This window comes from Shinella pollutisoli (genome assembly GCF_024609765.1).
GTDB lineage: Bacteria > Pseudomonadota > Alphaproteobacteria > Rhizobiales > Rhizobiaceae > Shinella > Shinella pollutisoli.
The window spans coordinates 97,008-123,020 of the sequence record NZ_JANFDG010000001.1 but is presented as its reverse complement, the minus strand read 5'-3'; the positions used below and the strand labels follow the sequence as shown (position 1 = coordinate 123,020).

Sequence of the window (26,013 nt, the reverse complement as noted above, 5' to 3'; positions counted from 1 at the left end):
TCCTCGTCAGCAGGCGGACTTGGCCGCGCGATATTGCCCGGAAACCGCGCCCCTGTCCTTCAGGTGCGCCACGCAGCCCGGCTCGCTCGAGATCGCGACATAGACGAGATGCGCGTTCGCGCCGGCGAACACCAGCGCGGCCGCGACGAGCAGCCAGACCGGGCGCAGAAGACGGGGAAGGACGCCGTGCATCTAGGGCCTCCCCTTTCCGAGGTCGTTCACGTAGAGCGCCAGGACCTTGATCTGGGTGGGCGTCAGCCGCTCGTCCCAGGTCGGCATATGCCCCTCGCGCCCGCCGTGGATGGTCGCGATGATCCGCTCGAGCGAGCCGCCGTAGATCCAGCGGTCGTCCGTCAGGTTGGGCGCGCCGAGCTCGGGATTGCCCCTGGCGTCCTCGCCGTGGCAGGGCACGCACGTGGACTGGAAGACCTCGCGGCCGCGGTCGATCTGGGCGATGTTGTCCGGGGTGGAGGCCGAGGGGTCGCTCAGCGAAGCCACATAGGTGGCGACGTCGACGACCTGCTGGCGGTCCAGCATCTCGTCGCGCCCGAACGCCGGCATCTGCCCCATCCGGCTTTCCGGATGCCGCGAGTTCACGCCCACCGTCAGGGTCTGGGTGATCGCCTCGGGCGTGCCGCCCCAGATCCAGTCGTCGTCGGTGAGATCGGGGTAGTTCTCGCGCCCCTTGCCGTCGCGGCCGTGGCAGGCGGCGCAATTGTCGCCGAACAGCTGGTGGCCGTTCGTGCGGACGAATGCCATCAGGCGCTCGTCGGCGCGGATCTCGTCGTAGGAGCGGCTTTCGATCAGCTTCACCCACGGCAGGCGGAGCGCGGCGCTGTCGCGCAGCGACGCCTCGACGGTCGTCTTCTGGTCGATGCCCAGGACGCCCTTCGTATAGGTCCGGCCCAGCGGCCAGGTGGGGAGGAGGACCCACCACAGGACGGCGAAGACATGCGTGGCGATCAGGAAGAGCAGCACGCCGCGCGGGATCGGCGTGTCCAGTTCCTTGATGCCGTTCCAGATATGTCCCGTGGTCTTCCGGCCGCTGACGGGATCGACCTCGTTCACGTCCATGGGCCGTCATCCTTGTCGAATATCTCCCGCTCCGCGCGCTCGAAACGCTCCCGGTTCGCTGGCAGGAAGGTGTAGATCAGGACGCAGATCGAAAACCCGACCAGGTAGAACAGGCCCCACATCTTCGAGCCTTCAACGAGTGTCTCGTGCGTGAACATCGTCGTCTCCTCTCAATCGTCGGGATCGGGCATCTGTTGCGGGGCGGCGGGGTTCTCGTAGGCCGCGCGGGTGAGCTGCCCGAGGACCTGGAGATAGGCGACCAGCGCATCCATCTCGGTCACGTTCGTCGTGACCCCGTCGAATGCCGAGATCTGTGTGGCTTCGCCGTAGCGCTCCGTCACCCCCGACGACTGCTCGCTGTCCGGCACGGCCTGGCCGTAGGCGTCCCGCGCGGCGTTCTCGATCATGGCGTCGGTATAGGGAACGCCGACGGCGCGCTGGGCGCGCAGCGCCAGCGGCAGGTCGGAAAGCTTGAGCGGCGTCGTGCCGAGCCAGCGGTAGGACGGCATGTTCGACTCGGGGACCACGTCGCGCGGATTGTTGAGGTGGTTGACGTGCCAGAAGTCGGAATACTTGCCGCCGATGCGCGCGAGGTCGGGGCCGGTGCGCTTCGAGCCCCACAGCATCGGATGGTCGTATTGCGATTCCACCGCCAGCGAATAGGGGCCGTAGCGTTCCACCTCGTCGCGCAGTGTGCGGATCATCTGGCTGTGGCAGGCATAACAGCCTTCGCGGACGTAGATGTCGCGCCCGGCGAGTTCCAGCGGCGTGTAGAGCCGCATGTCCGGAGCCGCTTCCACCGTGTCGTCGATGGTGAAGAGCGGGGCGATCTCGACGATGCCGCCCACGCTCGCCGCCGCGATGATCGCCAGCATGAAGCCCGTCGCCGTCCGTTCCAGCTTTCTGTGCATGACTTCCGGCATCTGTCACTCCGCAGGTGTGGGGGCGGCCCCGTCGAGAGGCCGGTCGGACGCCGGCAGGTCCTCGTCCAGCGGCAGCTGCGCGGCCGAGGGGGCACGCACCGTCATCCAGATGTTGTAGGCGGCGACGATCGCGCCGATCAGGAAGAGGAGGCCGCCGAACGCGCGCGCGATGTAGTAGGGATACATGGCAAGCAGGGTGTCGAGGAACGAATAGACCAGCGTGTTGTCGGGCGAATAGGTCCGCCACATCAGCCCCTGGATGATGCCCGAGTTCCACATCGCGAAGACGTAGATGAGCGTGCCCACAAGTGCGAGCCAGAAATGGACCTCGACCAGGGCCGCCGAATACATGCGCTCGCGCTTCCAGATCGCCGGCACCAGCGTGTAGAGCGAGCCGAAGGTGATCATGGCGACCCAGCCGAGCGCGCCGGCATGAACGTGGCCGACCGTCCAGTCGGTGTAGTGGGAGAGCGAGTTGACCGGGCGGATGGCGAGGAACGAGCCCTCGAAGGTCGACAGCCCGTAGAAGAAGGCCGCCATCATGATGAAGCGCAGCGTGGCGTCGTCGCGCACCTTGTGCCAGGCGCCGTTGAGGGTGAGGAGCGCATTGCCGGCCGAGGCCCAGGAGGGCACGAGCAGCATGACGGAGAAGGTCATGCCGAGGTTCTGCACCCAGTGCGGCAGGGCCGTGTAGTGGAGATGGTGGGAGCCGGCCCACATGTAGAAGAACGTGATGCCCCAGAAGCTCAGGATGGAGAGCCGGTAGGAGAAGATCGGCCGTTCCGCCCGCTTGGGCAGGTAGTAGTAGAGCATCGCCAGGAAGCCGGCCGTCAGGAAGAAGGCGACGGCATTGTGGCCGTACCACCATTGCACCATCGAATCCTGCACGCCCGCCCAGATCGTGTAGCTCTTGGCATGGGCGAAGGAGAGGGGGACCGCGAGGTTGTTGACGATGTGCAGGATGGCGACGACGATGATGAAGGCCATGTAGTACCAGTTGGCCACGTAGATGTGCGGTTCCTTGCGCAGCGCCAGCGTACGCACATAGAGGACGAAATAGGTCACCCAGACGATCACCAGCCAGATGTCCGCATACCATTCGGCTTCCGCGTATTCCTTCGACTGGGTCACGCCGAGGAAATAGCCGGAGACGGCGATCAGACAGAAGAGGTTGAAGCCGAACAGCACGAACCAGGGCGAGAACTGGTCCGCCAGCCGGGCGCGGGACGTCCGCTGCACCACGTGGAACGAGGTGGTGATCAACGCATTGCCGCCGAAGCCGAAGATCACGCCGGAGGTATGGGCGGGGCGGATGCGGCCGAAGCTTGCCCACGAGGTGTCGAAGTTGAGGATCGGCCAGGCCAGTTGCGCGGCCGCCCAGACGCCGATGAACATGCCGAAGATCGCCCAGAACAGGGTCAGCCCCACGCCGACCTTGATCGGATCGTCGTAGTAGCGCGTCAGGCGGGCAGGGGACGGCTCCGGTCCGAACGCGCTGGAAAACAGGAGGAACAGGAGCGCGAGGCTGTAGAGAAGCACCATCGCGCCGTGGATGCCGAGGACATCGGTCCGGCCGGCCGCGGCCATCGCTATGCCCAGAATCGCAAGCGCGATCAGAACGATCGCGCCGAGTTGTCGCTCGCCCGTGGTTAGCTGCATCATGATCGCGCCGGTCCCTCCCGCTGATCACCCAATAGCGATCTCCTTGAAGGGACCTTGATCAGGCGGACGCGAAATCAAGGCCGGCGCGCCGCAAAAATTTTCATGGACGACGAATAAGATGTACATAATTGACAAATTGCAATTATTGCTCTTGCACCCGACTGGGCCGCCGGTCTTGCAGCCGGGCGCAGGGTGGTCAGTTCAGCAGCTTGGAGCCTTCGCGCTGGTAGACCTCTCCCATCAACCGGCCGAGCCAGACGTTGACCGGCAGCTCCCGGGGCTTGGCGCGCGCATGGCCGATCGCCTCCTCCAGCGTCAATTCCACCAGCCGGTCGGCAGCGCCGGCGTCGCCGAGATGCAGGCGTGCGGCGAGCCGCAATTGCGGAACGGCACCGAGCACGGTTCCGTCCGCGGGCGCCCCGGCATTCTCGTCGGCAGCGATCGGAAAGAGCGCGTTGAACACGGCGTCGAATGTCGCGGGCTTCGACAGGTATCCGGCGTAGCGGAAGCGCTCGGGAATGTTCACCTCGCTGTGGCCGGTGTAGAAGACGAAGGGGATGCGCCGTTCGGCGAGGTCGTCGGCGAGCGGGAAGACGAGGTCGCCGTCGACATAGACGTCGAGGATCGCCGCGTCGGCCTCTTCGACCCGGTCGCCGGCGTCCTCCATCGTGGGGAAGGGGCCGAGCACCGTCGCGCCGAGGCTCGTGAAGAAGCGCTCGAGTTCCTTCGCCAGGAAATACTCGTCCTCGACGATCAGGACCTTGGATCCGCTCACCGCTGTCACGATTGTGCCTCCGATGTCTTTGGAACGGTCGACGGGAAATCTGCGCTTTCCCGTCGACTCGTGAACCGATATCCGCACGGAATGTTCCCCGGCGGGCGAAATCGGCGCGCGCGCGGAACAACAGGAGCGCTGTCAGGTTGGAAGTGCCGGCCGGAGCCGCGTGGACGCACCGATCGGTACGCGCAGCCGAAAGGTCGGCGATTTGTTTCGTTGATCCTTTGCTGATTTTTCCGCGTAGTCTAGATTTCAAGGAGCTGAAGCATGGAGCCGCCGGTGACGGAACAGGAAGCCGCAAAGAATCCCGACAAGGCCGTCGAGGACCTCATGAAGGAAATCCAGCGCGAGCAGGTGCCGAGACGGATCATCGAGCTTGCGCAGGCGCTTCAGGCGGCTCTCGACGAACGGGATACGAAGCGCAGATAGTCCGGCACCCGGCCGCGCCGCCGTCGGTTGGTTGCGGCGGGTGGCGGCACGGCGGCGGCCAGCAGGCCTGCAAACTGTCGTCGCGGGGAACAAATACACTGCCGGCCTGTTCGCTCCGCCAGGGAGAAGCAAATGCGACGGTATTTCTTTCACATCCGCGACGGCGACAGGCGGGAAATCGATCTCGAGGGCTCCGAATTCGAGACGCTCGAGCTTGCGATCGAGGACGCGCGCATGGCCGCGCGGGAGATCATGGCCGAAAAGGTGCTGGCCGGCTACGCGCCCGACGGCCAGTTTTTCGAGATCACCGACGAGAGCGGGCACGTCCTGGTGAATGTCAGTTTCCGCTCGGCGCTGAAGGCGAACTGAACGCCGCGGGCGGCCGATCCTGCGCGATGATCCGGCGATATTCCGCCTCGGGCAGGCCATATGAGCCGCCGGCGAGCTCCACGAGCCCCGCCCGGTCGCGCACCACGATGAGCCCGCGTTCGGCCTTGATCAGGCGGCGCCCTTCCAGCACATGCAGGGCATCCGTCACGCTCGGCCGCCGCACGCCCAGCATCAGGGCGAGGAATTCATGGGTCAGGGGAAGGCTGCCGGCAACGCGGTCCTGGCACATCAGCAGCCAGCGCGCGAGACGCTCCTCGATCCTGTACCGCCCGTCGGCAAGCGCGGTCGCGGCGAGCTGGATCATGAAGACATGCGCATATTGCAGGAGAAGCCGCCTCAGGGACGGGCTCATGTCCATGGCCCGGCGGAGCTCGGAAGACCGCATGCGGTAGGCGAAGCCGCCGACCTGCATGACGGAGAGATGCGGCGTGCTTTCCACGCCGAGTATCAGCGGGACGCCCGAAACGCCCTCGTGTCCGGTGCATCCGACCTCGATGTGCTCGCTCCCGGTGCCTCCGGCGATCTCCGAGGAAAGGCCCGTCTCGAAGAAATGGAGGTGCTCGATCGGGCGAAAGGGCTCGAAGAGCACCTCGCGCTGTTTCAGCGTCGCAGGCTGAAGAAGCGGTGCGAGGGCCGAAATGTCGTCCTCCGGCAGCCTCGCGAGCAGGCCGTTCTTCAAGCTCGGGTGAAGGTCGGTCCTGAGCACATCGTCCCTCTTGCCGGTCAGGGACCGGTGGAACCGGTGCGCCCGGCGGTCCCCGACGGCTTGAGCCCGGCAGCGGGTTGCCGGCCGTCGCCGGCGGGCGCGCCGCTGGACGTCGGCAGGACCTGTCCGTCGCCGCCGGCCTGCAGTTCCCGCTCCGCGCGGTCCCAGTGCTCCAGCGCCTTGCCGGGCGGCTCTCCCTCGTCCTGCCAGATCTGGTAGGCCCGGGCGCGGACGGCATCTTCAGAAGGCGTTTCCATCGAAGTCTCCCTTGTCAGTCGGAACCGAGTCCTAACCGGCAAGTGCGACGAGGGTTCCGCTCCATCCGTTCATTGCCTGCCGAAGCATGCGCGCGCCGCACGATCGCACGCCGCGTGCTTTTCCCGGGCCTTCAGGTCGGGCAGATATCCCTCAACGGCGCGGCAGCAGGCCGGCGCCGTAGATCGCACCGATCGTAAACGAAACCGCCGCGACGAGGCCGAGTGACGAGAGGGGCCTTTGCCGAACGGCATGGCGCGCGTCACGCTGCAACGCCTGCATCTCGGAGCGGGCGAGCCCGCCCATCCCCGTCGTGACACTGCCGACCTGATGGCGAAGCCGTTTTACGTCGCGGCGGAGCGCCTCGAGCTCGTCGAGGGGGTCGGCGTCCGAAGGATGAAGCCCCGGCCGCTCGGTTCCGGCTTCATCCGGATCGGCGCCGGCCGTCGCCGTATGCGTCACGGAGACGGGGTCGGATGCCGGAAACGTCTCTTCCAGTCCCTCCTGGAGGCGACTCTTGCTCGATCTCGCGGCTTGGCCCGCCTGTTCGCGACGCAGCGATTGGACGGCCGGGGAATTGCTGTTGTCCTGCATGATGTGCCTCCACAGATGTTCGACACACTAATCATGCGCCCCTCCCGGTTGTTCCATGCCGTGCCGGCGGCAGGTCGGATTTTTACGACGCCCCGTGAAGGGCCGGCCGGAAACCGTTCCCGAGAACAGGTATTGAGGAGCGCTTTTCCGGGCTGCGCGGAAATTCGGGCCTGCATCAACCGCGGCTCCTATCGGCCGACGCGGTGCCTGGCGGAAGGCCTTCGCGCCGCGGCCGAAAGGCCGCTATCCCGGAGCATCGTCGTCCGCCGGCGCCCATGCGCGGCGGCGATGCCCTGCAGCCGCATCTGCCGGTCGGCGGAACCTACTCTCCCGACGTTTGTTATACGCCAGTCGAAACAGGGAGGTTCCCATGAAGAAGATCATCCTCATCAGTTGCATCGGGCTGTCGCTGGCGGCCTGCACCGCGACGGAGCGGGGCGCCGGCGTCGGCGCGGCGACCGGGGCCGTCGTGGGCGGCGTGGCGACGGGCAATGTCCGCGGTGCCGCGGTCGGCGCGGCGGTCGGCGGCGTGGCCGGTGCGCTGATCGGCAATGTCGCGGATCAGCCGGGCCGGTGCTACTACCGCGACCGCTACGGCAACCGCTATATCGACCGCTGCTGAGCGAAGGCGCGGCGCGGATCGGCAGACAGGATAGATCCGTGCCGCGCCGTCTTGTCCTATTCCCGGCCCGGCAGGACGCTTTCGTTCGCCGGCTGCGCATTCCGTTCTTCCCGGCCGGCGGCCTCGGGTGACGGCATGTCGCCTGTCCGCGCATGGTCTTCGTCGATCAGCCGCGCGCCGCGCTGCCTGGTGAAGTAGCGCAATACCCACTGGATCGAGACGAGAAGGCGCTTTTCGAAGTTGACGAGCAGGTAGACGTGGACGATCGCCCACAGAAACCAGGCAAGCCGGCCCTTCAGCGTCCACGAGCCGAAATCGAAGATCGCCGCGTTCCGGCCGATGACCGCCGTGTTGCCGCGATTGTGGAAGCGGAACGGGCCGGCTGCCGGCGTCCCGGCCGCCTTCCGCCGCAACTGCCTTGCCAGATAGGCGCCCTGCTGCTTGGCGACCTGGGCGAGGGCGGGCAGGGCCGCGCCCTTCTCGTCGGGCGCGAGGGCCGTGTCGCCGATCACGCAGACCTCCGGAAGGCCCGGTACCGAAAGGTCGCCTTCCACCGGGATGCGCCCCTGCGTGCCGGCCTTCACGCCCAGCCAGGCGGCGGCCGGGGAGGCGCGCACGCCGGCGCCCCAGACGATGCAGCGCGTATCGATCCTTTCCCCGTCCAGCGACACCGATTGCGCATCGAGCGCCGTGACGCGGCGGTCGGTCATGATGCGCACGCCGATCCCCGCAAGATAGTCGTGCGCGTAGGTTGCGAGCTTCTCCGGAAAGGCGGCGAGAATCCGCGGCGAGGCCTCGATCAGGACGACGTCGAAGTCGTCCCTGTCGATCGTCTTGAAGTCCCGGCGGATCATGTAGCGCGCAAGCTCCGAGATCGCGCCCGCCATCTCCACGCCGGTCGGGCCGCCGCCGATGACGACGAAGGTCAGGAGGCGTTTTCGCGCCGCCTTGTCCGTCTCGCGCTCCGCCCGCTCGAAGGCGGACAGCAGCCGGTGGCGGATGAGCCGGGCTTCGTGGATGGTCTTGAGGCCGGGGGCGAAGGGCTTCCAGCCCTCGTTTCCGAAATAGTTGTACTCCGACCCCGTCGCCACCACGAGATAATCGTAGCGAAGGGTGCCGCCGTCGCGCAGCTCGACCCGCCGCGCCGCGGTGTCGACGCCGACGACCTCCCCCATCATGACGCGGATGTTCGCGAAGCGCCCGAGCGTCCGGCGCACCGGCTCGGCGATGTCGGCCGGAGACAGGGCGGCGGTCGCGACCTGGTAGAGCAGCGGCTGGAAGAGGTTGTGGTTTCGCCTGTCGACGACGGTCACGGTGACATCGGTGTTGCCGAGGCCGGCCGCGCAGGCCAGTCCGGCAAAGCCTGCGCCGAGGATGACGACCTCGGTCCGGGAATGAGGACTCCGGTCGGCAGGAAGGTCTCTGGACATGCTCGCCTCGGCTCAGCCTCTTCGGGTCCATTCATCGGTGACCGGGCGAACCCTCGCGCGGCGGGTTTGTTCCCGGCGCGCCGGAACAAACCTTTTCCCTGACGGTTGACCCATACCACGTGGACGGCAGGAGAGTGGACATGGAATCTCAGCACGCGATACAGGGCCCCCAGCAGGCCGGCGACTATGCGGGGCGGGATGTCGACTGCCTCGCCGCATTGAGGCCCTCCGTCGCCGATCTGGCCGTCTCGTCCGGCGAGACGCTTTCCGCCGTCGTCCGCGGCGAGATATCCGGCGATTTCGCCGCGCTCGTCCGGCGGGCGGAAGCGGCGGGCTGGAAAAGGCATGAGGCGGAAGCCGCGATCCGGCGGCTCGCCCGCGAACTGGAGGGAGCGGAAGGGATCATCTTCGATTGATGGGGGCGTTTCCGGAACTCCGGTCCCGCCGATATCCCAAGCCCGGCTCTCATGACGGCCGGATCGTCTCGAACCTGATCGTCCAAATTCTCTCCTGCCGCCCGTTGACTAAGGCACAGGAAAGCAGATCCGGTCCTTTTGCCATGTCGGCGATCTCGCCAGGGCCGATGGCGCTGATAGAGACCGGCTCCAATCCGGGCTCTTCCGTCAATCCGGAGAAGTTTTCCATTCTCAATCTCGCCGGGCTGGTGCTGGACAGGGTACCGGCGTCGTCCTTCCTTCGCCTCCATATGCGTCCTGTGGACGATCCGGCGCGCCGAAGGCCCGACATTCGCGCGCCAGGGCCGTGCTCGGGCGGCCGCCGAAGGTGTAGATCGCCGAGGTGCTGCCACGATCGGCTGGTTTGCACGCGCAAGTCGGGACCGCGGCCGCATGTCGTTCCCGAGTGATGCGATCTGCCTGAAAAAACGGGCGGCCCCTTCTGGCCGCCCAGACGACGATCGGCAGGATCATGACAAGGACGATCCCGAACCGGCAACCAAAGGAAAGGTTCCGCATTCCAGGCTTTCCATCGGCCTGGCGCCGAAACCTCGGAAAGGCCGATGGAATCCGCCATGAAGACGGACCGCCCCGTATCCCGGAACTGGCGCGCCCTGTAGGCGGCGCCGGGATGCGCGCGAAGGCCGGACGCCTCGCGCCCGGGCCGGGCGCAGCGGCATCAACGAAGCGGATTGCCGCCCAGCTCCTGCTCCAGCGCCTCGCGCGCCCTGCTCAGCCGGCTCTTCACCGTCCCGATCGCGCATTGCATCACCGCCGCCGCCTCCTCGTAGCTGAAGCCGAAGCCCGCGACCATGACGAGGATCCGCTGCTGGTCCTTGCTCAACCGGGCGAGGGCGGCCTTGACCTCGCCTTCCGCGACGCCCCATTCCTGATCGGGCGCGACCGTCAATTGCTGCGAAACGCAGTCTGCCGCGCCCGGGCCCTCGCGGACCCTCTTGCGGTACTGGGTGTAGTAGGTGTTGCGCATGATGGTGAAGAGCCAGGATTTCAAGCTCGTGCCGGGGTGAAAGCCGTCGAGGCTTCGCAAGGCGCGCATCAGGGTCTCCTGCACGAGGTCGTCGCCGTCGTTCGGGTCGACCGTGAAGGTCCGGGCGAAGGCGCGCAGCGCGGGTATCAGATCGGCGACCTGCTCCTTGAGCGACGCAGGTTCGTCATCCGGCATGGGTCGGGGAAGGGCCATGGGTTCGATCTTGTGAATGGGTTGCCAAACAGGCGTAATGCACCGTCGGGCCAAAGGTTGCCGCGCCCGGCAGGAATTCGCGGCGCGCGGCGGCTTTTTCCGCCGCCGGTCGCCCTCCCGCTCTCATCCGTGACGGCGGCGGGCGATAACGGCGATCCGGCCCTGATTTCGAGCATGTGCCGCCGCGCATAGACTCTCTCCGCGAACAGGCGGACCTTGTCCGCCGGTCCGCTTTCGATGCGTCCTTTTCGAGCGCGGCCGCGTCCCTGACAAAGCCTTCGGCCGACGCCGCCGGCCCGGTGAGCCGCGCCGTCCAATCCCGCCCGGATACGGGGCGACATCCAGGCCGGCCTGGCCGGCGACCGGCCCGCGAGGCGTTGCGGATGGATGGGCGGGCCTTCCAGTCGCCGCCCTTCCGGGGCGCTCAGGCCACCTTCTGCTTGCCTTCCCGGTTTACCTTCGCCTCGGCGAGCCTGGTCAGCGACTGGTCGGTGTTCAGTTCCTCGGCCAGCGTCTGGTCGAGCAATTGCGCGGCGTCGTTCCGGCCGAGCTGCAGCGCCCAGGACTTCAGGGTGCCGTAGCGGGCGATCTCGTAGTGCTCGACGGCCTGCGCGGCGGCCAGCAGGCCGGCATCGAGCGCGGGCGAGCCCTTGAACTCCTCGAGGATCTCCTGGCCTTCCTCGATGATGCCGTCGATGGCGGGACAGGTCTTGCCGCGGGCCGGCTTGCCGAGAATCTCGAATACCTGGACGAGGCGCTCGACCTGGCCTTCGGTCTCCTGCAGATGCTTGTCGAAGGCGGCCTTCAGATCCTCCGCCTCGGCCCCGCGGGCCATCTTCTTGAGCGCGGCGATGATCTTGCGCTCGGCATAGTAGATGTCTTTCACGCCGTCGAGAAAGAGGTCTTCCAATGTTTTCGTGGGCATCAGCTTGCTCCTCGTTGGTCTGCACGGGCCGGCATCCTCCCGACGCCGGCGCCTCCTTCAACCGGCAATGCCGACGTTTGTTCCTCCCGCGGATGGCGCTTTGCGTCCAATGCGGTGGCGGAAGAGGCAAAGCCGGTCTAAGAAGGAAAGGGTCGCGACGGATGCGACCCTGCGGCCGCGTTCGGTCCGCTGCAGAAAGGCGGATGCAATGATCCTGGAAGACTTGTATCGCCTGCTGCGCAGCGGCCATGTGCAGGCACAGGGGATCGTCGACACGCTGACGCAGCCCCTCGTCGTGCTCGACCAGAATTTCTGCGTCATAAACGCCAGCAACGCCTTCATCCACACCTTCGGGGTCGAGCGGGATGCGGTCCTCGGCAACAGCCTGTTTTCGCTCGGCAACGGGGAGTGGGACATTCCGGACCTGCGCAGGCTGATCGCGGATATCATCCCCAAGGCGGCATCCGTCGCCGGCTACGAGGTCACCCACGATTTCCCCACGCTCGGCCGGCGCACCTTCCTCGTGGACGCGCGGCGCCTCGTGCATCCAGACAACAACAGCACGAGCATTCTCGTGCTCTTCGACGACGTCACCGAAAGCAACCGGCAGGAGATGGAGAGGAACCTCATCCTCTCGGAAACCCGGCATCGCATGAAGAACCTGCTTTCGGTCGTGCGGGCGATCGCCATGCAGACCGAGACGGAGGAGCGCACCGCCGAGGAATATCGCGGCGTGTTCCTCGGACGCCTGGATGCGGCGCTGAGGGCGCAGGAGCTTGCGCCGAGCAGGGAGAATACGGATTTCGCGGCGCTGCTCGAAAGCGCCGTCATCGTCGCCGGTGCCGAGCGCGTCCGCCTGGAGGCCGGTCCCGCCGTGGAACTGCCGTCCTCCCGGGTGCTGCCGGTCAGCATGATCTTCCACGAGCTTGCGACGAACGCCCTGAAATACGGCGCTCTTTCCGTTCCGCAAGGAGACGTGCGGGTATCGTGGCGCATGGCAGCCTCCAAGGGCGAGCGGGACATGCTCGTCTGCGAGTGGCGGGAGGAGAACGGGCCGCCGCTCCGGCCCCCGTCGCGTCGCGGCTATGGAACGGAGCTGATCGTCGGCACCGCACGGCATCTGGGCGGATCGGCGGAACTGAAGTTCGATGCGAGCGGTCTGACGGCGATTGTCAACCTGCCGATCCAGGACCGCCACGACGCCCGGCGGCCGCCCTCCTGAGGCGCTTCTCGGGGCGGAGGGCGCATCCTTCCCGCCGGCGCAAGGTCTTCGTCGCGGTTCGGGTCCCCCGCTGGCGACGTGGAACCGACGATGTCAGGATGCGTGAACGCCGGAGGCGAGAGATGGCAGAGGATGATCCCTTCGAACTGGCTCGCTTTGTCGAGGCCCAGGATCCCGTCTTCGACACCGTGCTCGCGGAGCTGCGGGCGGGGCGGAAGAAAACCCACTGGATGTGGTTCGTCTTTCCGCAGCTTCGCGCGCTTGGCCGGTCGCCGACGGCGAATTTTTACGGGATTTCCTCTCTCGACGAAGCGCGGGCCTATCTCGCGCATCCCGTCCTTTCGGAACGGCTGGTTCTGGCGACCCGGGCGGTGCTCGGCCTTCAGGCCCGCTCCGCCCACGAGATCTTCGGATCGCCCGACGACCTGAAGTTCCGCTCCTCGATGACGCTCTTCGGCGAGGCCGCAGGCGCGGACGGGGCCGTGTTCCGGCAGGCGCTGGCGCGATATTTCGAGGGAAAGGCGGACGACAGGACCATCCGGCTCCTTGATCGTTGACGCCCCCTTCGACCGCCTGGAAGCCTTCGTCGGCATGCCGGACCCGACGCGATCACGGCGCTGCCCGCTCCGCCAATTGCCGGCGAAGGCTTTCGAGCGGCAACCAAAGGCCCTGCCAGGCCGTGCCGCTGTCGAATGGCGATATCAAGGGGAAGGAATGGTGCTGCTAGAGAGATTTGAACTCTCGGCCTCTCCCTTACCAAGGGAGTGCTCTACCCCTGAGCTATAGCAGCATCCGGCGAAGCATCGGATGCTTTCGCGTGAGGCGAGGGCCTATTGCCACAGGTCACCGGGCAGCGCAAGCGGCCAATGCGGGATTATCGCAACAAATCTGCGGGCGCGCCGTTTTTTCGCCGGGCGATTTTCGCTATGGAGAGGACATGGACGAAGGCGATGGCAAGAAGGGTGGCGCCGGGCGGGGCGCGGCGAGGAGCGAGGCGGAGATCCGCGCCGAGCGGCTCGCGAAGACGCTGCGCGAGAACCTGCAGCGGCGCAAGCAGCAGGCGCGGGCGCGCCGCGCGGGGGCCGCCGACGAGACGTCCGGCCTGCCTGCCGCAAAAAAAGACGAATCGGGCGGTTAGACGGTTCCGTCTTCATCGCGAAGGCTGTCGGGGGACGGTTTGCGGCGGCGGCACGGCCCGTCCGGCGGTGCACTTCATTTTTCCGCGGCGATGCTCTAAAGAGGCCGCCATCTTCCGAAAGCCGGACTTCTTCGAGAAAGGCGGGCGCGGCCCGTAATCGCACATGGATCGTATCAGGATTGTAGGCGGCAGCGAACTCAGGGGCATCATCCCGATTTCCGGCGCCAAGAACGCCGCGCTGCCGCTGATGATCGCGTCGCTTCTGACCGACGACACGCTGACGCTCGAGAACGTGCCGCATCTTGCCGACGTGGAGCAGTTGATCCGCATCCTCGGCAACCACGGCGCCGACATCTCGGTGAACGGCCGCCGCGAGCGCCAGAGCGAGGGCTATTCGCGCACGATCCATTTCACCTCGCGCAACATCGTCGACACGACAGCGCCCTACGAGCTCGTCTCGAAGATGCGGGCGAGCTTCTGGGTGATCGGGCCGCTTCTCGCCCGCGAGGGCAGGGCGCGCGTCTCGCTGCCGGGCGGCTGCGCCATCGGCACGCGCCCCGTCGACCTCTTCATCGAGGCGCTGACGGCGCTCGGCGCGAGGATCGAGATCGACGGCGGCTATATCGAGGCGACGGCGCCCGCGGGCGGGCTCGTCGGCGCGCGCTACACCTTCCCGAAGGTCTCCGTCGGCGCCACGCATGTCCTGATGATGGCCGCGACGCTGGCGAGGGGTACGACCGTCATCGGCAACGCCGCGCGCGAGCCGGAGGTGCAGGATCTCGCCAAGTGCCTCAACGCCATGGGCGCGAAGATCACCGGCGCCGGCACCTCCACCGTCACCGTCGAGGGCGTCGACCAGCTTTCCGGCGCCCGCCACCGCGTGCTGCCGGACCGCATCGAGACCGGCACCTACGCCATGGCCGTCGCCATGACCGGCGGCGACGTGGTGCTGGAGGGCACGGAAGCGGGCCTGCTCGAGACGGCGCTGGAGGCGATCCGCCGCTCCGGCGCGGAGGTGACCAGCACCGAGACCGGCATCCGCGTCGTGCGAAACGGCGGCGGCATCAAGCCGGTCGACATCGTCACCGATCCCTATCCGGGCTTCCCGACCGACCTGCAGGCCCAGTTCATGGGCCTGATGACCAAGTCGACGGGCATCTCCCACATCACCGAGACGATCTTCGAGAACCGCTTCATGCACGTGCAGGAGCTCGCCCGGCTCGGGGCGAAGATCTCGCTCTCCGGCCAGACCGCGAAGATCGAGGGCGTCGAGCGGCTGCGCGGCGCGCCCGTCATGGCGACGGACCTGCGCGCCTCCGTCTCGCTGGTGATAGCGGGGCTTGCGGCCGAGGGCGAGACCATGGTCTCGCGCGTCTACCACCTCGACCGCGGCTTCGAGCGGCTGGAGGAGAAGCTGACGCGCTGCGGCGCCACGGTCGAGCGCGTCAGCGACTGAGATCGCTTGCAGGCGGCGGTTGCAGTCCGCCGCCCGCCGTCCTATCTCGTGGGGAAAATCCCGGAAGGACACGACAATGGACAGCCTGAAACTGCTCGCCCTCGACGCGGAAGACCTCGCCGTCGTCTCCGCCCATGTGCAGGACGCGGTCTTCAAGACCGAGGGGCTCTCCTACGACGCGCGCCGGCGTGTCTTCTCCGTCGTCGTCAACCGCTTCGTCTGGGAAACGGCGGACGGGCGCGGAAAGCGCTTCGAGCGCCGCCGCGCGGTCCTCGCCTTCAAGCGCGTCGAGGCGGTGCGCTCGATCGGCATCGACCGCCGCAAGGGCGACGCCGTCCTCTCGCTCCTGGCGCTCCGCTTCACGCCGAAGGGCGAGGGGCCGGAGGGCACGGTCGAGCTCCTGATGTCCGGCGAGGCCTCGGTGGCGCTCGATGTGGAATGCGTCGAAGTTCAGCTTGCAGATACCGGCGGAGCATGGGAAACCAGCTTGAAACCCCGCCATCCGGCGGCGTGAGGCAATGCCCGGCGCGCCCCCGCGCCGGCCGAGGACGGGAACGGACGACTTGGCGATCAGACTGGACTATCGGAGCGACGATTTCGAGGCGCGCTTCTCCGCCTTCCTGACCACCAAGCGCGAGGTCTCCGAGGACGTCAACGCCACCGTCCGCGCGATCATCGACGACGTGCGCGCCCGCGGCGACGAAGCGCTCGCCGACTATACGAAGCGCTTCGACAACCTCGATTTCGCCGCAACGCCGATGCGCGTCGCGCCGGAGGAGCTCGATGCGGCGCTTAAGGCCGTCGATCCCGACATCATCGCAGCACTCGAACTCGCCGCCCGCCGCATCGAGAAGCACCACGCCCGCCAGCGGCCGAAGGACGACATCTACGAGGACGAGATCGGCGTCGGGCTGGGCTCGCGCTGGACGGCGATCGACGCCGTCGGCCTCTACGTGCCGGGCGGCACCGCGAGCTATCCGAGCTCGGTGCTGATGAACGCGGTGCCGGCCAAGGTCGCCGGCGTGCCGCGCCTCGTCATGGTCGTGCCGGCCAAGGACGGCGCGGTCAACCCGGCCGTGCTCGCTGCGGCGCGGATTGCCGGCGTCGACGAGATCTACCGCATCGGCGGCGCGCAGGCGGTGGCGGCACTCGCCTACGGCACGGCGACGATCGCCCCCGTCGCCAAGATCACCGGCCCCGGCAACGCCTTCGTCGCCGCCGCCAAGCGCCAGGTCTTCGGCACCGTCGGCATCGACATGATCGCCGGCCCCTCCGAGGTGCTCGTCATCGCCGACGGCGAGAACGATCCGGACTGGCTCGCGGCCGACCTCCTCGCCCAGGCCGAGCACGACGTCGGCGCCCAGTCGATCCTCGTCACCGACAGTCCGGCGCTCGCCGATGCCGTCGAGGCGGCCGTCGAGCGGCAGCTGAAGACGCTGGCGCGCTCCGAGACGGCGGCCGCGAGCTGGCGCGATTTCGGCGCGGTCATCCTCGTGCCGGACCTCAAGAAGGCCGTGCCGCTGGCGAACCGCATCGCCGCCGAGCACGTCGAGATCGCCACCGCCGACCCGGACGCGCTGATGCCCGAGATCCGCAATGCCGGGGCGATCTTCGTCGGCCGCCATACGCCCGAGGTGATCGGCGACTATGTCGGCGGCTCGAATCACGTGCTGCCCACCGCCCGCTCCGCCCGCTTCTCCTCCGGACTCTCGGTGCTCGACTACATGAAGCGCACCTCGATCCTCCGGCTCGGGCCGGAGCAGCTGCGCGCGCTCGGTCCCGCGGCGATCACCCTTGCCGAAGCCGAGGGGCTCGGCGCGCATGCGCGCTCCGTCGCCGTCCGCCTCAATCCGGAAGGATAGGCGATGGCCGCAAGGGACCGCTTCCGCCTCTGCGACGTGGTGCTGGACGACACGATCGGCCGCGCCACGCCGGACGTGGAGCACGAGCGCGCGGTCGCCATCTTCGACCTCATCGAGGAGAACACCTTCGAGCCGATCGGCCATGCCGGCGGCCCCTACCGGCTCAAGCTGTCGCTGATCGATTCCAAGCTCGTCTTCGCGATCCGCACCGAGGCGGGCGAGGAGGTGGCGACCCACATCCTCTCGCTCACCCCCTTCCGCCGCATCGTCAAGGACTATTTCCTGATCTGCGAGAGCTACTACCAGGCGATCCGCTCGGCGACGCCGAGCCAGATCGAGGCGATCGACATGGGCCGGCGCGGCATCCACAACGAGGGCTCGCAGACGCTGATGGATCGGCTGTCGGGGAAGATCCGCTTCGATTTCGACACGGCGCGGCGCCTCTTCACGCTCGTCTGCGTGCTCTACTGGCGCGGGTAGCCGATGGCGGGCGCTTCCTCCGGCTCAGACGCGAAGAAGGCACGCGCCCCGGGTTCGATCCTCTTCATGTGCCGGCTCAACGCCGTGCGCTCGCCGATCGCCGAGGTGCTCGCCCGCAGCATGCTGCCGGCCGGCACCTATGTCGCCTCCGCCGGCGTGCGCCCCGGCGAGCGCGACCCCTTCGTCGACGCGGTGCTCGACGAGGTGGGGCTCTCGCTCGGCCGCCACGTGCCGCATTCGCTCGACCAGCTCGAGGACGACTATTTCGACCTCATCGTCACGCTGGCGCCGGAGGCGCATCACGCGGCGCTGGAGCTCACGCGCTCCATGGCCGTCGACGTGATCTACTGGCCGACGCCGGATCCGACGGCGGCGACCGGCACGCGCGAGCAGATCCTGTCGGCCTATCGCGACATCCGCGAGCAGTTGAAAGGGCTGATTGCCGAGCGGCTCGTGCCCGCCGGCTGAGGGCCTGCGCGCCTCCGCGCCGCGAAATGCAGAAACCCGGCGCTTCGGTGTTCACAAAGGACCGGGGATTGTGTAGTTTCCGGCAAATTTTCGAGGCGGGCAATCCGGCCTCCCCGAATCCACCCCACAGGAATATCACCACAAGATGGCAAAAGAAGAAGTCCTCGAATTTCCCGGCGTCGTGACGGAACTGCTTCCGAACGCGACCTTCCGCGTCAAGCTCGAAAACGAGCACGAGATCATCGCCCATACCGCGGGCCGCATGCGCAAGAACCGCATCCGCGTTCTCGCCGGCGACAAGGTCCTCGTCGAGATGACGCCCTACGACCTCACCAAGGGCCGCATCACCTACCGCTTCAAGTAATCCTCGGGCGGCCTCGCGCATCCCGGAGTTCCCCCGAGAGTTCCCATGGCGCTCAACGACAAGCTCATCCTGGCATCCGGCTCGCCGCGTCGCGTGGAACTGCTCGCGCAGGCCGGCATCGAGCCCGCGCGCCTGATGCCCATGGACATCGACGAGACGCCGAAGCGCGCCGAGCATCCCCGTTCGCTGGCGCGGCGGCTGTCGACCGGCAAGGCGCAGGCCGCGTTGGCCGCCATCAAGGGCGACCCCGCCTTTTCCGGCAGCTACATCCTCGCCGCCGACACCGTGGTCTCGGTCGGCCGCCGCATCCTGCCGAAGACGGAGATGCTGGAGGAGGCGTCCAGCGCGCTCCACCTGCTCTCCGGCCGCAGCCACCGCGTCTTCACCGGCGTGTGCCTGATCACGCCGGACCGCACCGTGCGCCAGAAGGTGGTCGACACCAAGGTGCGCTTCAAGCGCCTGTCGAGCTTCGACATCGAGGCCTATCTCGCCTCCGGCCAGTGGCGCGGCAAGGCGGGCGGCTACGGCATCCAGGGCATCGCCGGCAGCTTCGTCGTCAAGCTCGTCGGCTCCTACACGAACGTCGTCGGCCTGCCGCTCTACGAGACGCTGGCGCTGCTGTCGGGCGAGGGCTTCGACGTGCACGCCGGCTGGCCGGAGGCCTGAGGCCATGGCGGAGAAGGACGACAAGCCGGCCGCGACCGTGGCGCCCCTGCGCAAGGCGGTGCCGTGCCCGATCTGCCGCCGCCCCTCGGCGCGCGAGCACTATCCCTTCTGCTCGCCCCGCTGCCGCGACGTCGACCTCAACCGCTGGCTCTCCGGCTCCTACGCCATCCCCGTCGCCGACGACGAGGCAAAAGCCGAAGAGGACGACGCGTAGGCAGGGCGCGCGCCCAAAAACGCAATCTTTTCCGCCTCTTGCGAGACGACGATTTTTCCCGCAAAAAACCGCCGTTGGGACTGGACACATTCCCGCAAGATGCTATAACCCCGCTCGCTTCCGGGGCGAACACAACCGCCCCACGGGATGCCCGGATAGCTCAGTTGGTAGAGCAGCGGATTGAAAATCCGCGTGTCGGTGGTTCAAATCCGCCTCCGGGCACCATTTTTATCCAGGAAATAAACGCTTCGCCGGGCAGGATGCTCGGATACCGGTCCGTGCGGCGGATGTTGGTTCCGTGACGAAAGCCCGTTGAGCTCGTCTAAAATGCGCCCGGCGCCCGGTCGAGAACCTCGTTGGCGCGGATGGCGAAGCGCTTGGCCAGGGGAGCGTAAGACGCCGCGTCCGGATCGGCGGCGTTTCCGGCGGCGGCGCGGTCGCCGATGCCGACGAAGATCACCGCGAAGCGGAAAAGCGCGAAGGCGATGTGAAAGGGCAAAGGCCGCGGAACGTCGGGCAGCACGGCACGATAGAAGCCGAAGAATTCGTCGACCTGCGGGATCCCGTCACGTTCGCAACCCAGGATCCCGCCATATTCGTTCGGCGCCGTGAACCACGGCATGGCTGCGAAACCGAGGTCCGCCAACGGATGGCCGATCGTCGAAAGCTCCCAGTCGAGGATGGCGACGACGCGCGGCTCGGTCGGATGGAACAGGAGGTTGCCGAGCCTGAAGTCGCCATGCGCAATGGAGACCAGGCCGTCGTCCGGCGGCAGCAGCGATGCGATCCGGCCGGCAAGAGCCAGGAGAACCCTGTCGTCCGCATAGCTGGATATTTTCAGCTGGCTCGTCCAGCGATGAACCTGGCGCGCGAAGTAGTCGCCCGGCCGGCCGAAGTCGGCCAGCCCGATCTCCGAAGGGCGATGGCGGTGCATCTTCGCGAGCGCTTCCGCCATGGAACGGTAGATCGCGCGGCGCTCTGCCGGCGCCATGTCCGGGAGCGAGCAATCCGAAAAGATACGGCCGTCGACCCGCTCCATCAGAAAGAACGGCGTCCCCAGGATGCCGGGGTCCGCGGAGAACAGAACCATTTCCGGGACCGGCACGTCCGTCGCCCCGAAAGCCTGCATCACGCGATATTCCCGGTCGATAGCGTGCGCGCCGCGCAGGATCTTGCCGGGCGGCTGCTTGCGCAGCACCAGGCGATGGTCGCCGAAGTCGACGAAGTATGTCGGGTTCGATTGTCCTCCTCCGATCCGCTCGACGCTCAGCGTGCCAGCGCCGAAATGCGCCCGCAGGAAGGCTTCCAGCCGTTCCGGCGGAAAATCCAGGTTCTTCGCGCTCGTCATGCTCCGGACTCCTGCAACGCGCCGCGATCCCTAAAGCGAGGACACCAGGTGCCCGCCGTCGACCACGATGGAGGAGCCCGTGATGTATCTGCCGGCATCCGAGCACAGCAGCAGCATCGCCCCGTCCAGGTCCTCGGGGCGCCCCAGGCGTTTTTGCGGGATGCGCTGTATGAGGGCCTTGCCGGCGGGACTGGCGAAGAAGCTCCGATTGAGGTCCGTTTCGATGTAGCCCGGACATAGCGTGTTCACGCGGATATCGAACCTTGCCCATTCGAGCGACAGGGACTTCGTCAGGTGGATGAGGCCCGCCTTGGAGGCGCCGTAGGCGGCAACGGCGCCCGCCACCCGCAGGCCCAGGATCGAGGCGACGTTGACGATGCTGCCGGCCTTCCCGTGCTTTCGCAGCGCCGACGCCGCATGACGGGCGACCATGAAGGCGCCTTTGAGATTGGTGTCCATGACGTCGTCCCAGTCGGCGTCCGTGATCTCGAAGGCGCTGGCGGTCCGGCTGATGCCCGCATTGTTCACGACGATCTCGAAGACCCTGTCGTTCTCGAACACGGATTCGACCGACGCCGCATCGGCGACGTCGACTTCCACGATATCGGCCGTACCGTTCGCCTGGACGATCGCATCCCGGTTGCGTTCCAGCAGGTCGAGCCTGCGGGCGGCGAGCGTCACCGCAGCGCCCTCGCGTGCGAGCAGTTGAGCGAAATGGAAGCCGAGTCCGCCGGATGCGCCCGTTACCAGCGCCCGCAGTCCGGACAGGCTTCGGACATTGCCGTTGTCCATCAAGATATACCCCGAATTCTTCACGGTCCGATCGGCGAGAGCTGCCGTCCTCGAACCTGAAACCGCATCGGACGGCCGGCGAGGCCGGCCGCCACGTCTGTGTTCGGCAATTGTCGAGAGGCGGTGCTAGGAGGGCGCCTCCGGATTGCGGCGCCGGGATTAGCCGGCGGTGAACGAGCCCGACCGGGACAGGATCTTCGTATCCTCGAACTTGTGCGTCTGGTCGATGTCGTAGGAGCGGCCCCAGACATACGGGATATAGGCTTCGCGGCCTTCCGAGACCGGGAACTCTCCGAGCGTGCCCATCGCCGAGCTCCCGACTTCATGCTGGACGGACACGATCCTGGAGATCGGGATGGTTCCCGTCGGGTCGGCCTCCGAACTGCGGAAGGTCAGGGTTCCCCTGCCGGGACGCAGCTTGTCGATATATTCGTTCTGCTCCAGCCGCAGGACGATCGGGTCGTATTGCAGGCCCTGTCCGTCCGAGGAGATGAATGCCTTGAGTTCGAGGCGGTTCTGCGGGTTCTCCACGGGCCCCGTATCGTCGTCGAGCTCCGCCTCGATCTCGATCAGCCGGACTCCGTTGCGTTCGCCGTAGCCGTGGGCCCTGCGGCCGTCGACCGTCAACGACATGTCGCCGCGCTTCTTGGCCTCGCCCCACATCTCGCGTCCGACCGTGACCGGCATGTCGCCGCTGATGAGGTGGGTGAGATGATACCAGCCCTCGAAATCGCCGTGGCGGGCCGGCAAGTCCACCACGGCGCAGTCGAACCCGGATCTCAGGCTCTGCCAGCGGGATACCTGCGCCTTGGCGATGCGGGATGTCTTCGACGGCGCAAAGCAGGGCGGCAGGATGCTTCTGAGAAAGTCCTCGGGCACCTCGAACGCGACGACGAGCGCCTCATACTGGAAGTGCGTCGGATAGATGATCTTCCGGATGCGGTCGATCTCTTCCTGTGTTTTGACGAAACTGGCCACGTCAGCTCTCCTTTGCTTGGCTGTGATCTCGATGCCGATACGAATGTGTCAGGGGGACGCCCGATAAGCCGGCGGCAGATAGCCCGCGTAGGCCCCGCCGTCGACCATCAGGGCGGCACCGTTCACGTACGAGGCTTCCCTAGAGGCAAGGTGGGCGATCGCGGCGGCAACCTCGTCCGGCCTCGCGAAGCGCCCCGCGGCGATCTTCGAGAGGCGGCGTTCGCGTTCGCCCCGGGGCGCCGACGCCAGATAGCGTTGAACCATTTCGGTTTCGACGAAGCCGGGGCAAACGGCGTTGCTGCGCAGGCCGTAGGCGGCGTAGTCGACGGCCATCGTCTTGACGAGCCCGACGACGGCGTGCTTGGCGGCGGCGTAGGCGGCGTTGCCGGCGAGCGCCTTCAGGCCCGCCGCCGAGGCGACCGCGATGAACGAGCCGCCCCCGGCCTCGATCATCCGCGGTATGCCGTGCTTGGCGAGGAGGAAGACGCCGGTGACGTTGACCGCCAGGCCGCGCGCCCAGTCCTCGTCGCTCAATTCGTGGACCAGCCCGACCGTATCGATGCCGGCATTGGCGATAGCCACATCGAGCCGCCCGAAGGCGCCCGTGGTCCTTCGCACGAGGTTGCGGACATCGTCTGGATCGGCGGCGTCGCCGGATACGGCAATCGCCGTGTTGCCCGCCTGCAGGAAGGCGGCCAGCCTTTCCTCCAGCGCGTCCTTGTCGCGGTCGAACAGGGCGACCGCCATTCCGCGTTCCATCAGCAGCGAGGCCGTCGCCAGGCCTATCCCCGACGCTGCGCCGGTTACGATGGCGGCGCGCCCGGCAAATTCATGAACCATGGCCGTCACCCGTCTGGCTGGAAGAAAAGGGCACGACATAGCCGTCGGCGATGGACCAGCGGATGTCGATCCGCTCGCCCGCACCGACGTCGGTCCCGCGCCCGGAACCGCGGATGATCCCGGTCCGCCCGTCGTCGAAGACGATCTCGATCCGGCGGTTCGAGCCGAGATAGACTACGTCCCGAACCGTGGCGGGGACGTGAGGATCGGACCCGGCGTGGGGCGCCTTGCCGATCTCCAGCCGCTCGGGCCGGACCACGAGGCTGGCCTGTCGGCCCGCGGGAAGCCGCGTTTCGACCGGAAGCAGCCCGACGGGCGTGTCGAGCGCGAGGCCGGCATCGCCGCGAACGAGCGTCCCGGAGAAAATGTTGGCTTCACCGATGAAGCGTGCGACGAACTCGGTTGCGGGCGTTTCGTAGAGTTCCCGGCTGGTGCCGATCTGCTCGATCCTTCCGTGGTTGAAGACGGCGATCCTGTCGGACAGGGCGAGCGCCTCTTCCTGATCGTGGGTGACGAAGACGAAGGTGATTCCGAGGCTGCGGTGAATGCGCCGGATCTCGCCTTGAAGGTCCTCGCGCAATTTCTTGTCGAGTGCGCCGAGCGGCTCGTCCATCAGCAGCAGTTTCGGCTTGAAGACCACGGCGCGCGCGAAGGCCACGCGCTGCTGCTGCCCGCCGGACAGCTGTCGGGGATATCGGTCGCCGTAGCCGTCGAGCTTGACCATCTCCAGCGCTTCGGCGACCCGGACGGCGACGTCGCGCCTGGGCATCCCGCGCCGTTGCAGGGGGAACGCTATGTTCTGCGCCGCGGTCAGGTGCGGGAAAAGGGCGTAGTGCTGGAACACGATCCCGATATCGCGGCGATAGGGCGGCAGCGTGGAGATTTCCCGCCCGTCCACGCGGATCTCACCCGAAGTCGGGCTGGTGAAGCCGGCGATCATGTTCAATGTCGTCGTCTTGCCGGAACCGCTCGGCCCGAGCAGCGACAGGAACTCGCCCTGCCTGGCCGTCAGGCTGACGGCATCGAGCGCCTTGAAGCTGCCGTAGGCCTTCGACAGATCGCTTATCTCCAGGCTGGCGCCCGATTGAGATGGGTTATGCATCGCTTGTCTTTCGCTTTTGCCAGAAGAGCATGGAGATCAGTATCGACGCCACGGTCACGATCACGATGATCGTCGAGGCGGCCGCGACCGTCGGGTCTATGCTCTCGGTGACGCTCAGATACATCTGCACGGGAAGCGTCCGCACGAAGGGCGTCTGCAGGAACAGGGACACCACCACCTCGTCGAACGAGATGACGAAGGCGAAAAGTCCGCCGATGAGAACGCCGGGCAGGATCAGCGGCAGGGTCACCAGCCTGAAGGTCTCGAAAGGCGATGCGCCGAGAGACGCGGCGGCCTTCTCCAGCTCCCAGTCGAAGATGCGAAGCGCGCTGCGGACCGACACGATCACGAAGGGCAGGGAAAGGACCGTGTGCGCGGCGACGAAGCCCGTCAGCGTCCCGGAAATGTGCCATGTCAGATAGACGCCGAATATGGCGATCGCGCTGACCACCCCCGGGAAGATCATCGGCGCAAGCAGGAAGCCGGTGACGAAGGCCTTGCCGGAAAAATACAGCTTGTGAAGCGCGAAGGCCGCCATGGTTCCGAGGATCATGCTCGCCGCGGTGGACAGCAGGCCGACCTTGAGCGAGGTCAGCAGGCTGGCATGCCACGTCGAATCCGTGAAGAAGTTCTCGTACCAGCGAAGCGACCACGTATCCGGCGGGAAACGGAAGGATCTCCGCCCGCTGAAGCTCAGCGGAAGCAGCACGAGAACCGGCGCGGTCAGCCACAGCATGACGAGCCCGGCCATGCCCCAGGCGAAAATCCTGCCGGGAGAACGGGGAATGCCTCCGCGCATCACGTGTTCTCCCCATAGCCGCGCTCGATCGCCGGGCGTGCAAGGACGGCGCCGAGCGCGACGACGGAGAGCGCAAGCGCCAGGAGCACGCCGGCCATGGCCCCGGCCCGGCCGAAGTCGAGAAGCTGGCTGACCTGCTGCACGATCAGTTGCGACAGCATCGCATGCTGGGGAGAGCCCAGCAGCACCGGCGCCAGATAGAAGCCGAGGGAAAGAACGAAGACCAGCGTGCAGCCGGCGACGACACCGGGAACCGTCATCGGCACGAAGACCTTGACGAAGGCGACCGCCGGGCTTGCGCCCAGGCTGTCCGCCGCGTCGAGCAGGCGCCGGTCGATGCGCACCATGTTCGCGTAGAGCGACATGATCATGAAGGGCATGAGGATCTGCGTGATGCCGATCATTATGGCACCGGGCGTGCCGATCAGCGCCAGCCCGCCGATTCCGAGGCTCTTGAAGACGCGGTCGAGGGGGCCGTTGTTCTGGAGCAGGGCGACCCAGGCGTAGGTCCGCACCATCATGCTCGTCCAGAAGGGGATGAGCACGACGACCATGAGCAGGGTCCTGAGGCGTGCCGTCGTGACCGTCATCAGATATGCGTAGGGATAGCCGAAGGCCAGGCACACCGCGGTGACGCCGATCGAAACGAGGAACGTTCTCCTCAGCACCGCCATCTCGGCGGGCGATTGCAGGAACGCCGCGTAGTTCTGCAGCCCGATCTCGGGAGAAGCGAAGCTTTTCCAGAGCGAGTCCGCCACGCCGTACCAGAAGAAGACGCCGAGCACGGCAACTGGGACGAAAAGGATAAGCCATCTGAGCCTGGTGTCATTGAGCATGTCC

Annotated in this window: 35 protein-coding genes and 2 tRNA genes; 16 read left to right on the top strand and 21 right to left on the bottom strand. The window is 66.9% G+C overall.

Going from position 1 to position 26,013, the window contains the following annotated elements; all coding sequences use genetic code 11:
• Positions 1–6: 6 nt before the first annotated feature.
• From NNZ72_RS00645 to NNZ72_RS00620, 6 genes are all read right to left on the bottom strand, one after another.
• A complete protein-coding gene (locus NNZ72_RS00645; protein WP_257311162.1) occupies positions 7–192 on the bottom strand; it encodes a hypothetical protein in 186 nt (61 codons plus the stop codon).
• The gene (gene ccoP / locus NNZ72_RS00640; RefSeq protein ID WP_257311160.1) at positions 193–1,074 is read right to left on the bottom strand and encodes a cytochrome-c oxidase, cbb3-type subunit III; all 882 of its coding nucleotides are present in this window, start codon (positions 1,072–1,074) and stop codon (positions 193–195) included.
• On the bottom strand, positions 1,065–1,232 hold the full coding sequence (locus tag NNZ72_RS00635) for a CcoQ/FixQ family Cbb3-type cytochrome c oxidase assembly chaperone (RefSeq protein ID WP_257311158.1): 168 nt from the start codon (positions 1,230–1,232) through the stop codon (positions 1,065–1,067). The genes ccoP and NNZ72_RS00635 overlap by 10 nt, the downstream gene beginning before the upstream one ends.
• Before the next feature lie 12 nt (positions 1,233–1,244).
• Positions 1,245–1,997 (bottom strand): cytochrome-c oxidase, cbb3-type subunit II, encoded by a 753-nt coding sequence (gene ccoO / locus NNZ72_RS00630; protein ID WP_257311156.1) that lies wholly within the window; start codon positions 1,995–1,997, stop codon positions 1,245–1,247.
• A 3-nt stretch (positions 1,998–2,000) separates the two neighbouring features.
• On the bottom strand, positions 2,001–3,659 hold the full coding sequence (gene ccoN, locus NNZ72_RS00625) for a cytochrome-c oxidase, cbb3-type subunit I (RefSeq protein ID WP_257311152.1): 1,659 nt from the start codon (positions 3,657–3,659) through the stop codon (positions 2,001–2,003).
• Between the two features lie 196 nt (positions 3,660–3,855).
• Positions 3,856–4,443 carry a response regulator gene (locus NNZ72_RS00620; protein WP_257311150.1) on the bottom strand — a complete coding sequence of 196 codons (588 nt, stop codon included), beginning with the start codon at positions 4,441–4,443 and terminating at the stop codon, positions 3,856–3,858.
• Positions 4,444–4,704: 261 nt separating this feature from the next.
• Between NNZ72_RS00620 and NNZ72_RS00615 the strand changes: the two genes are divergently transcribed.
• Entirely contained in the window at positions 4,705–4,866 is a 162-nt protein-coding gene (locus NNZ72_RS00615; RefSeq protein ID WP_257311148.1) for a hypothetical protein, read from the top strand.
• 132 nt (positions 4,867–4,998) lie between these two features.
• Positions 4,999–5,235 carry a DUF6894 family protein gene (locus NNZ72_RS00610; RefSeq protein WP_257311145.1) on the top strand — a complete coding sequence of 79 codons (237 nt, stop codon included), beginning with the start codon at positions 4,999–5,001 and terminating at the stop codon, positions 5,233–5,235.
• On the opposite strand, the gene NNZ72_RS00605 is transcribed toward NNZ72_RS00610, so the two are convergent.
• From NNZ72_RS00605 to NNZ72_RS00595, 3 genes are all read right to left on the bottom strand, one after another.
• On the bottom strand, positions 5,204–5,962 hold the full coding sequence (locus NNZ72_RS00605) for a Crp/Fnr family transcriptional regulator (protein WP_257311143.1): 759 nt from the start codon (positions 5,960–5,962) through the stop codon (positions 5,204–5,206). The two genes, NNZ72_RS00610 and NNZ72_RS00605, sit on opposite strands and share 32 nt — an antisense overlap.
• A gap of 17 nt (positions 5,963–5,979) precedes the next feature.
• Positions 5,980–6,219 (bottom strand): DUF2934 domain-containing protein, encoded by a 240-nt coding sequence (locus NNZ72_RS00600; RefSeq protein WP_257311139.1) that lies wholly within the window; start codon positions 6,217–6,219, stop codon positions 5,980–5,982.
• A 151-nt stretch (positions 6,220–6,370) separates the two neighbouring features.
• Complete coding sequence (locus NNZ72_RS00595) at positions 6,371–6,811, bottom strand: DUF883 domain-containing protein (protein ID WP_257311138.1); 441 nt, start codon at positions 6,809–6,811, stop codon at positions 6,371–6,373.
• 370 nt (positions 6,812–7,181) lie between these two features.
• On the opposite strand from NNZ72_RS00595, the gene NNZ72_RS00590 reads away from it, so the two are divergent.
• Positions 7,182–7,433, top strand: coding sequence for a YMGG-like glycine zipper-containing protein (locus tag NNZ72_RS00590; protein ID WP_257311136.1), 252 nt, complete (start codon positions 7,182–7,184; stop codon positions 7,431–7,433).
• A gap of 56 nt (positions 7,434–7,489) precedes the next feature.
• Here NNZ72_RS00590 and NNZ72_RS00585 read toward each other — a convergent pair whose 3' ends face one another.
• A complete protein-coding gene (locus NNZ72_RS00585; RefSeq protein ID WP_257311133.1) occupies positions 7,490–8,863 on the bottom strand; it encodes an NAD(P)/FAD-dependent oxidoreductase in 1,374 nt (457 codons plus the stop codon).
• 140 nt (positions 8,864–9,003) lie between these two features.
• Here NNZ72_RS00585 and NNZ72_RS00580 point away from each other — a divergent pair, with 140 nt between their 5' ends.
• Positions 9,004–9,279: a hypothetical protein gene (locus NNZ72_RS00580; protein ID WP_257311131.1), complete on the top strand. Its 276-nt coding sequence runs from the start codon at positions 9,004–9,006 to the stop codon at positions 9,277–9,279.
• Between the two features lie 49 nt (positions 9,280–9,328).
• Here the strand turns inward: NNZ72_RS00580 and NNZ72_RS00575 are convergent, their stop codons facing one another.
• The 3 genes from NNZ72_RS00575 to NNZ72_RS00565 all read right to left on the bottom strand — a co-directional run bounded on the left by NNZ72_RS00575 (position 9,329) and on the right by NNZ72_RS00565 (position 11,444).
• Complete coding sequence (locus tag NNZ72_RS00575) at positions 9,329–9,508, bottom strand: hypothetical protein (protein ID WP_257311129.1); 180 nt, start codon at positions 9,506–9,508, stop codon at positions 9,329–9,331.
• Positions 9,509–9,997: 489 nt separating this feature from the next.
• On the bottom strand, positions 9,998–10,519 hold the full coding sequence (locus NNZ72_RS00570) for a sigma-70 family RNA polymerase sigma factor (RefSeq protein ID WP_257311127.1): 522 nt from the start codon (positions 10,517–10,519) through the stop codon (positions 9,998–10,000).
• Between the two features lie 424 nt (positions 10,520–10,943).
• Positions 10,944–11,444 (bottom strand): YciE/YciF ferroxidase family protein, encoded by a 501-nt coding sequence (locus NNZ72_RS00565; RefSeq protein ID WP_257311124.1) that lies wholly within the window; start codon positions 11,442–11,444, stop codon positions 10,944–10,946.
• 208 nt (positions 11,445–11,652) lie between these two features.
• On the opposite strand from NNZ72_RS00565, the gene NNZ72_RS00560 reads away from it, so the two are divergent.
• Both NNZ72_RS00560 and NNZ72_RS00555 read left to right on the top strand, forming a co-directional pair.
• Positions 11,653–12,666 carry an HWE histidine kinase domain-containing protein gene (locus tag NNZ72_RS00560; protein WP_257311121.1) on the top strand — a complete coding sequence of 338 codons (1,014 nt, stop codon included), beginning with the start codon at positions 11,653–11,655 and terminating at the stop codon, positions 12,664–12,666.
• Positions 12,667–12,788: 122 nt separating this feature from the next.
• Positions 12,789–13,223, top strand: coding sequence for a DUF1810 domain-containing protein (locus NNZ72_RS00555; protein ID WP_257311119.1), 435 nt, complete (start codon positions 12,789–12,791; stop codon positions 13,221–13,223).
• 158 nt (positions 13,224–13,381) lie between these two features.
• On the opposite strand, the gene NNZ72_RS00550 is transcribed toward NNZ72_RS00555, so the two are convergent.
• Positions 13,382–13,456, bottom strand: a tRNA-Thr gene (locus NNZ72_RS00550).
• Between the two features lie 147 nt (positions 13,457–13,603).
• On the opposite strand from NNZ72_RS00550, the gene NNZ72_RS00545 reads away from it, so the two are divergent.
• From NNZ72_RS00545 to NNZ72_RS00500, 10 genes are all read left to right on the top strand, one after another.
• Complete coding sequence (locus NNZ72_RS00545) at positions 13,604–13,804, top strand: hypothetical protein (RefSeq protein ID WP_257311117.1); 201 nt, start codon at positions 13,604–13,606, stop codon at positions 13,802–13,804.
• 163 nt (positions 13,805–13,967) lie between these two features.
• The gene (gene murA, locus NNZ72_RS00540; protein WP_257311114.1) at positions 13,968–15,260 is read left to right on the top strand and encodes a UDP-N-acetylglucosamine 1-carboxyvinyltransferase; all 1,293 of its coding nucleotides are present in this window, start codon (positions 13,968–13,970) and stop codon (positions 15,258–15,260) included.
• Positions 15,261–15,336: 76 nt separating this feature from the next.
• On the top strand, positions 15,337–15,774 hold the full coding sequence (locus NNZ72_RS00535) for a DUF2948 family protein (RefSeq protein WP_257311112.1): 438 nt from the start codon (positions 15,337–15,339) through the stop codon (positions 15,772–15,774).
• A 49-nt stretch (positions 15,775–15,823) separates the two neighbouring features.
• Positions 15,824–17,122, top strand: a complete 1,299-nt coding sequence (gene hisD / locus NNZ72_RS00530) for a histidinol dehydrogenase (RefSeq protein WP_257311110.1) — start codon at positions 15,824–15,826, stop codon at positions 17,120–17,122.
• A gap of 3 nt (positions 17,123–17,125) precedes the next feature.
• Entirely contained in the window at positions 17,126–17,602 is a 477-nt protein-coding gene (locus NNZ72_RS00525; RefSeq protein ID WP_257311108.1) for a UPF0262 family protein, read from the top strand.
• Between the two features lie 3 nt (positions 17,603–17,605).
• Positions 17,606–18,070, top strand: coding sequence for an arsenate-mycothiol transferase ArsC (locus tag NNZ72_RS00520; RefSeq protein WP_257311106.1), 465 nt, complete (start codon positions 17,606–17,608; stop codon positions 18,068–18,070).
• A gap of 145 nt (positions 18,071–18,215) precedes the next feature.
• Positions 18,216–18,434 (top strand): translation initiation factor IF-1, encoded by a 219-nt coding sequence (gene infA, locus NNZ72_RS00515; protein WP_004435948.1) that lies wholly within the window; start codon positions 18,216–18,218, stop codon positions 18,432–18,434.
• A 45-nt stretch (positions 18,435–18,479) separates the two neighbouring features.
• A complete protein-coding gene (locus NNZ72_RS00510) occupies positions 18,480–19,100 on the top strand; it encodes a Maf-like protein (protein ID WP_257311012.1) in 621 nt (206 codons plus the stop codon).
• Between the two features lie 4 nt (positions 19,101–19,104).
• On the top strand, positions 19,105–19,314 hold the full coding sequence (gene yacG / locus NNZ72_RS00505; RefSeq protein ID WP_257311010.1) for a DNA gyrase inhibitor YacG: 210 nt from the start codon (positions 19,105–19,107) through the stop codon (positions 19,312–19,314).
• A gap of 149 nt (positions 19,315–19,463) precedes the next feature.
• Positions 19,464–19,539: transfer RNA gene (locus tag NNZ72_RS00500), tRNA-Phe, on the top strand.
• A 97-nt stretch (positions 19,540–19,636) separates the two neighbouring features.
• Here the strand turns inward: NNZ72_RS00500 and NNZ72_RS00495 are convergent.
• The 7 genes from NNZ72_RS00495 to NNZ72_RS00465 form a co-directional block, all read right to left on the bottom strand.
• Entirely contained in the window at positions 19,637–20,662 is a 1,026-nt protein-coding gene (locus NNZ72_RS00495) for a phosphotransferase family protein (protein WP_257311007.1), read from the bottom strand.
• 30 nt (positions 20,663–20,692) lie between these two features.
• Complete coding sequence (locus NNZ72_RS00490; protein WP_257311005.1) at positions 20,693–21,454, bottom strand: SDR family NAD(P)-dependent oxidoreductase; 762 nt, start codon at positions 21,452–21,454, stop codon at positions 20,693–20,695.
• A gap of 159 nt (positions 21,455–21,613) precedes the next feature.
• Entirely contained in the window at positions 21,614–22,432 is an 819-nt protein-coding gene (locus tag NNZ72_RS00485) for an acetoacetate decarboxylase family protein (protein WP_257311002.1), read from the bottom strand.
• A 48-nt stretch (positions 22,433–22,480) separates the two neighbouring features.
• Positions 22,481–23,272, bottom strand: a complete 792-nt coding sequence (locus NNZ72_RS00480) for an SDR family NAD(P)-dependent oxidoreductase (protein WP_257310999.1) — start codon at positions 23,270–23,272, stop codon at positions 22,481–22,483.
• Positions 23,262–24,374 carry an ABC transporter ATP-binding protein gene (locus NNZ72_RS00475; RefSeq protein WP_257310996.1) on the bottom strand — a complete coding sequence of 371 codons (1,113 nt, stop codon included), beginning with the start codon at positions 24,372–24,374 and terminating at the stop codon, positions 23,262–23,264. The genes NNZ72_RS00480 and NNZ72_RS00475 overlap by 11 nt, the downstream gene beginning before the upstream one ends.
• A complete protein-coding gene (locus tag NNZ72_RS00470; RefSeq protein ID WP_257310994.1) occupies positions 24,367–25,173 on the bottom strand; it encodes an ABC transporter permease in 807 nt (268 codons plus the stop codon). The genes NNZ72_RS00475 and NNZ72_RS00470 overlap by 8 nt, the downstream gene beginning before the upstream one ends.
• A complete protein-coding gene (locus tag NNZ72_RS00465; RefSeq protein ID WP_257310991.1) occupies positions 25,173–26,009 on the bottom strand; it encodes an ABC transporter permease in 837 nt (278 codons plus the stop codon). Before NNZ72_RS00465 ends, NNZ72_RS00470 begins: the two co-directional genes overlap by 1 nt.
• Between the last annotated feature and the right edge of the window lie 4 nt (positions 26,010–26,013).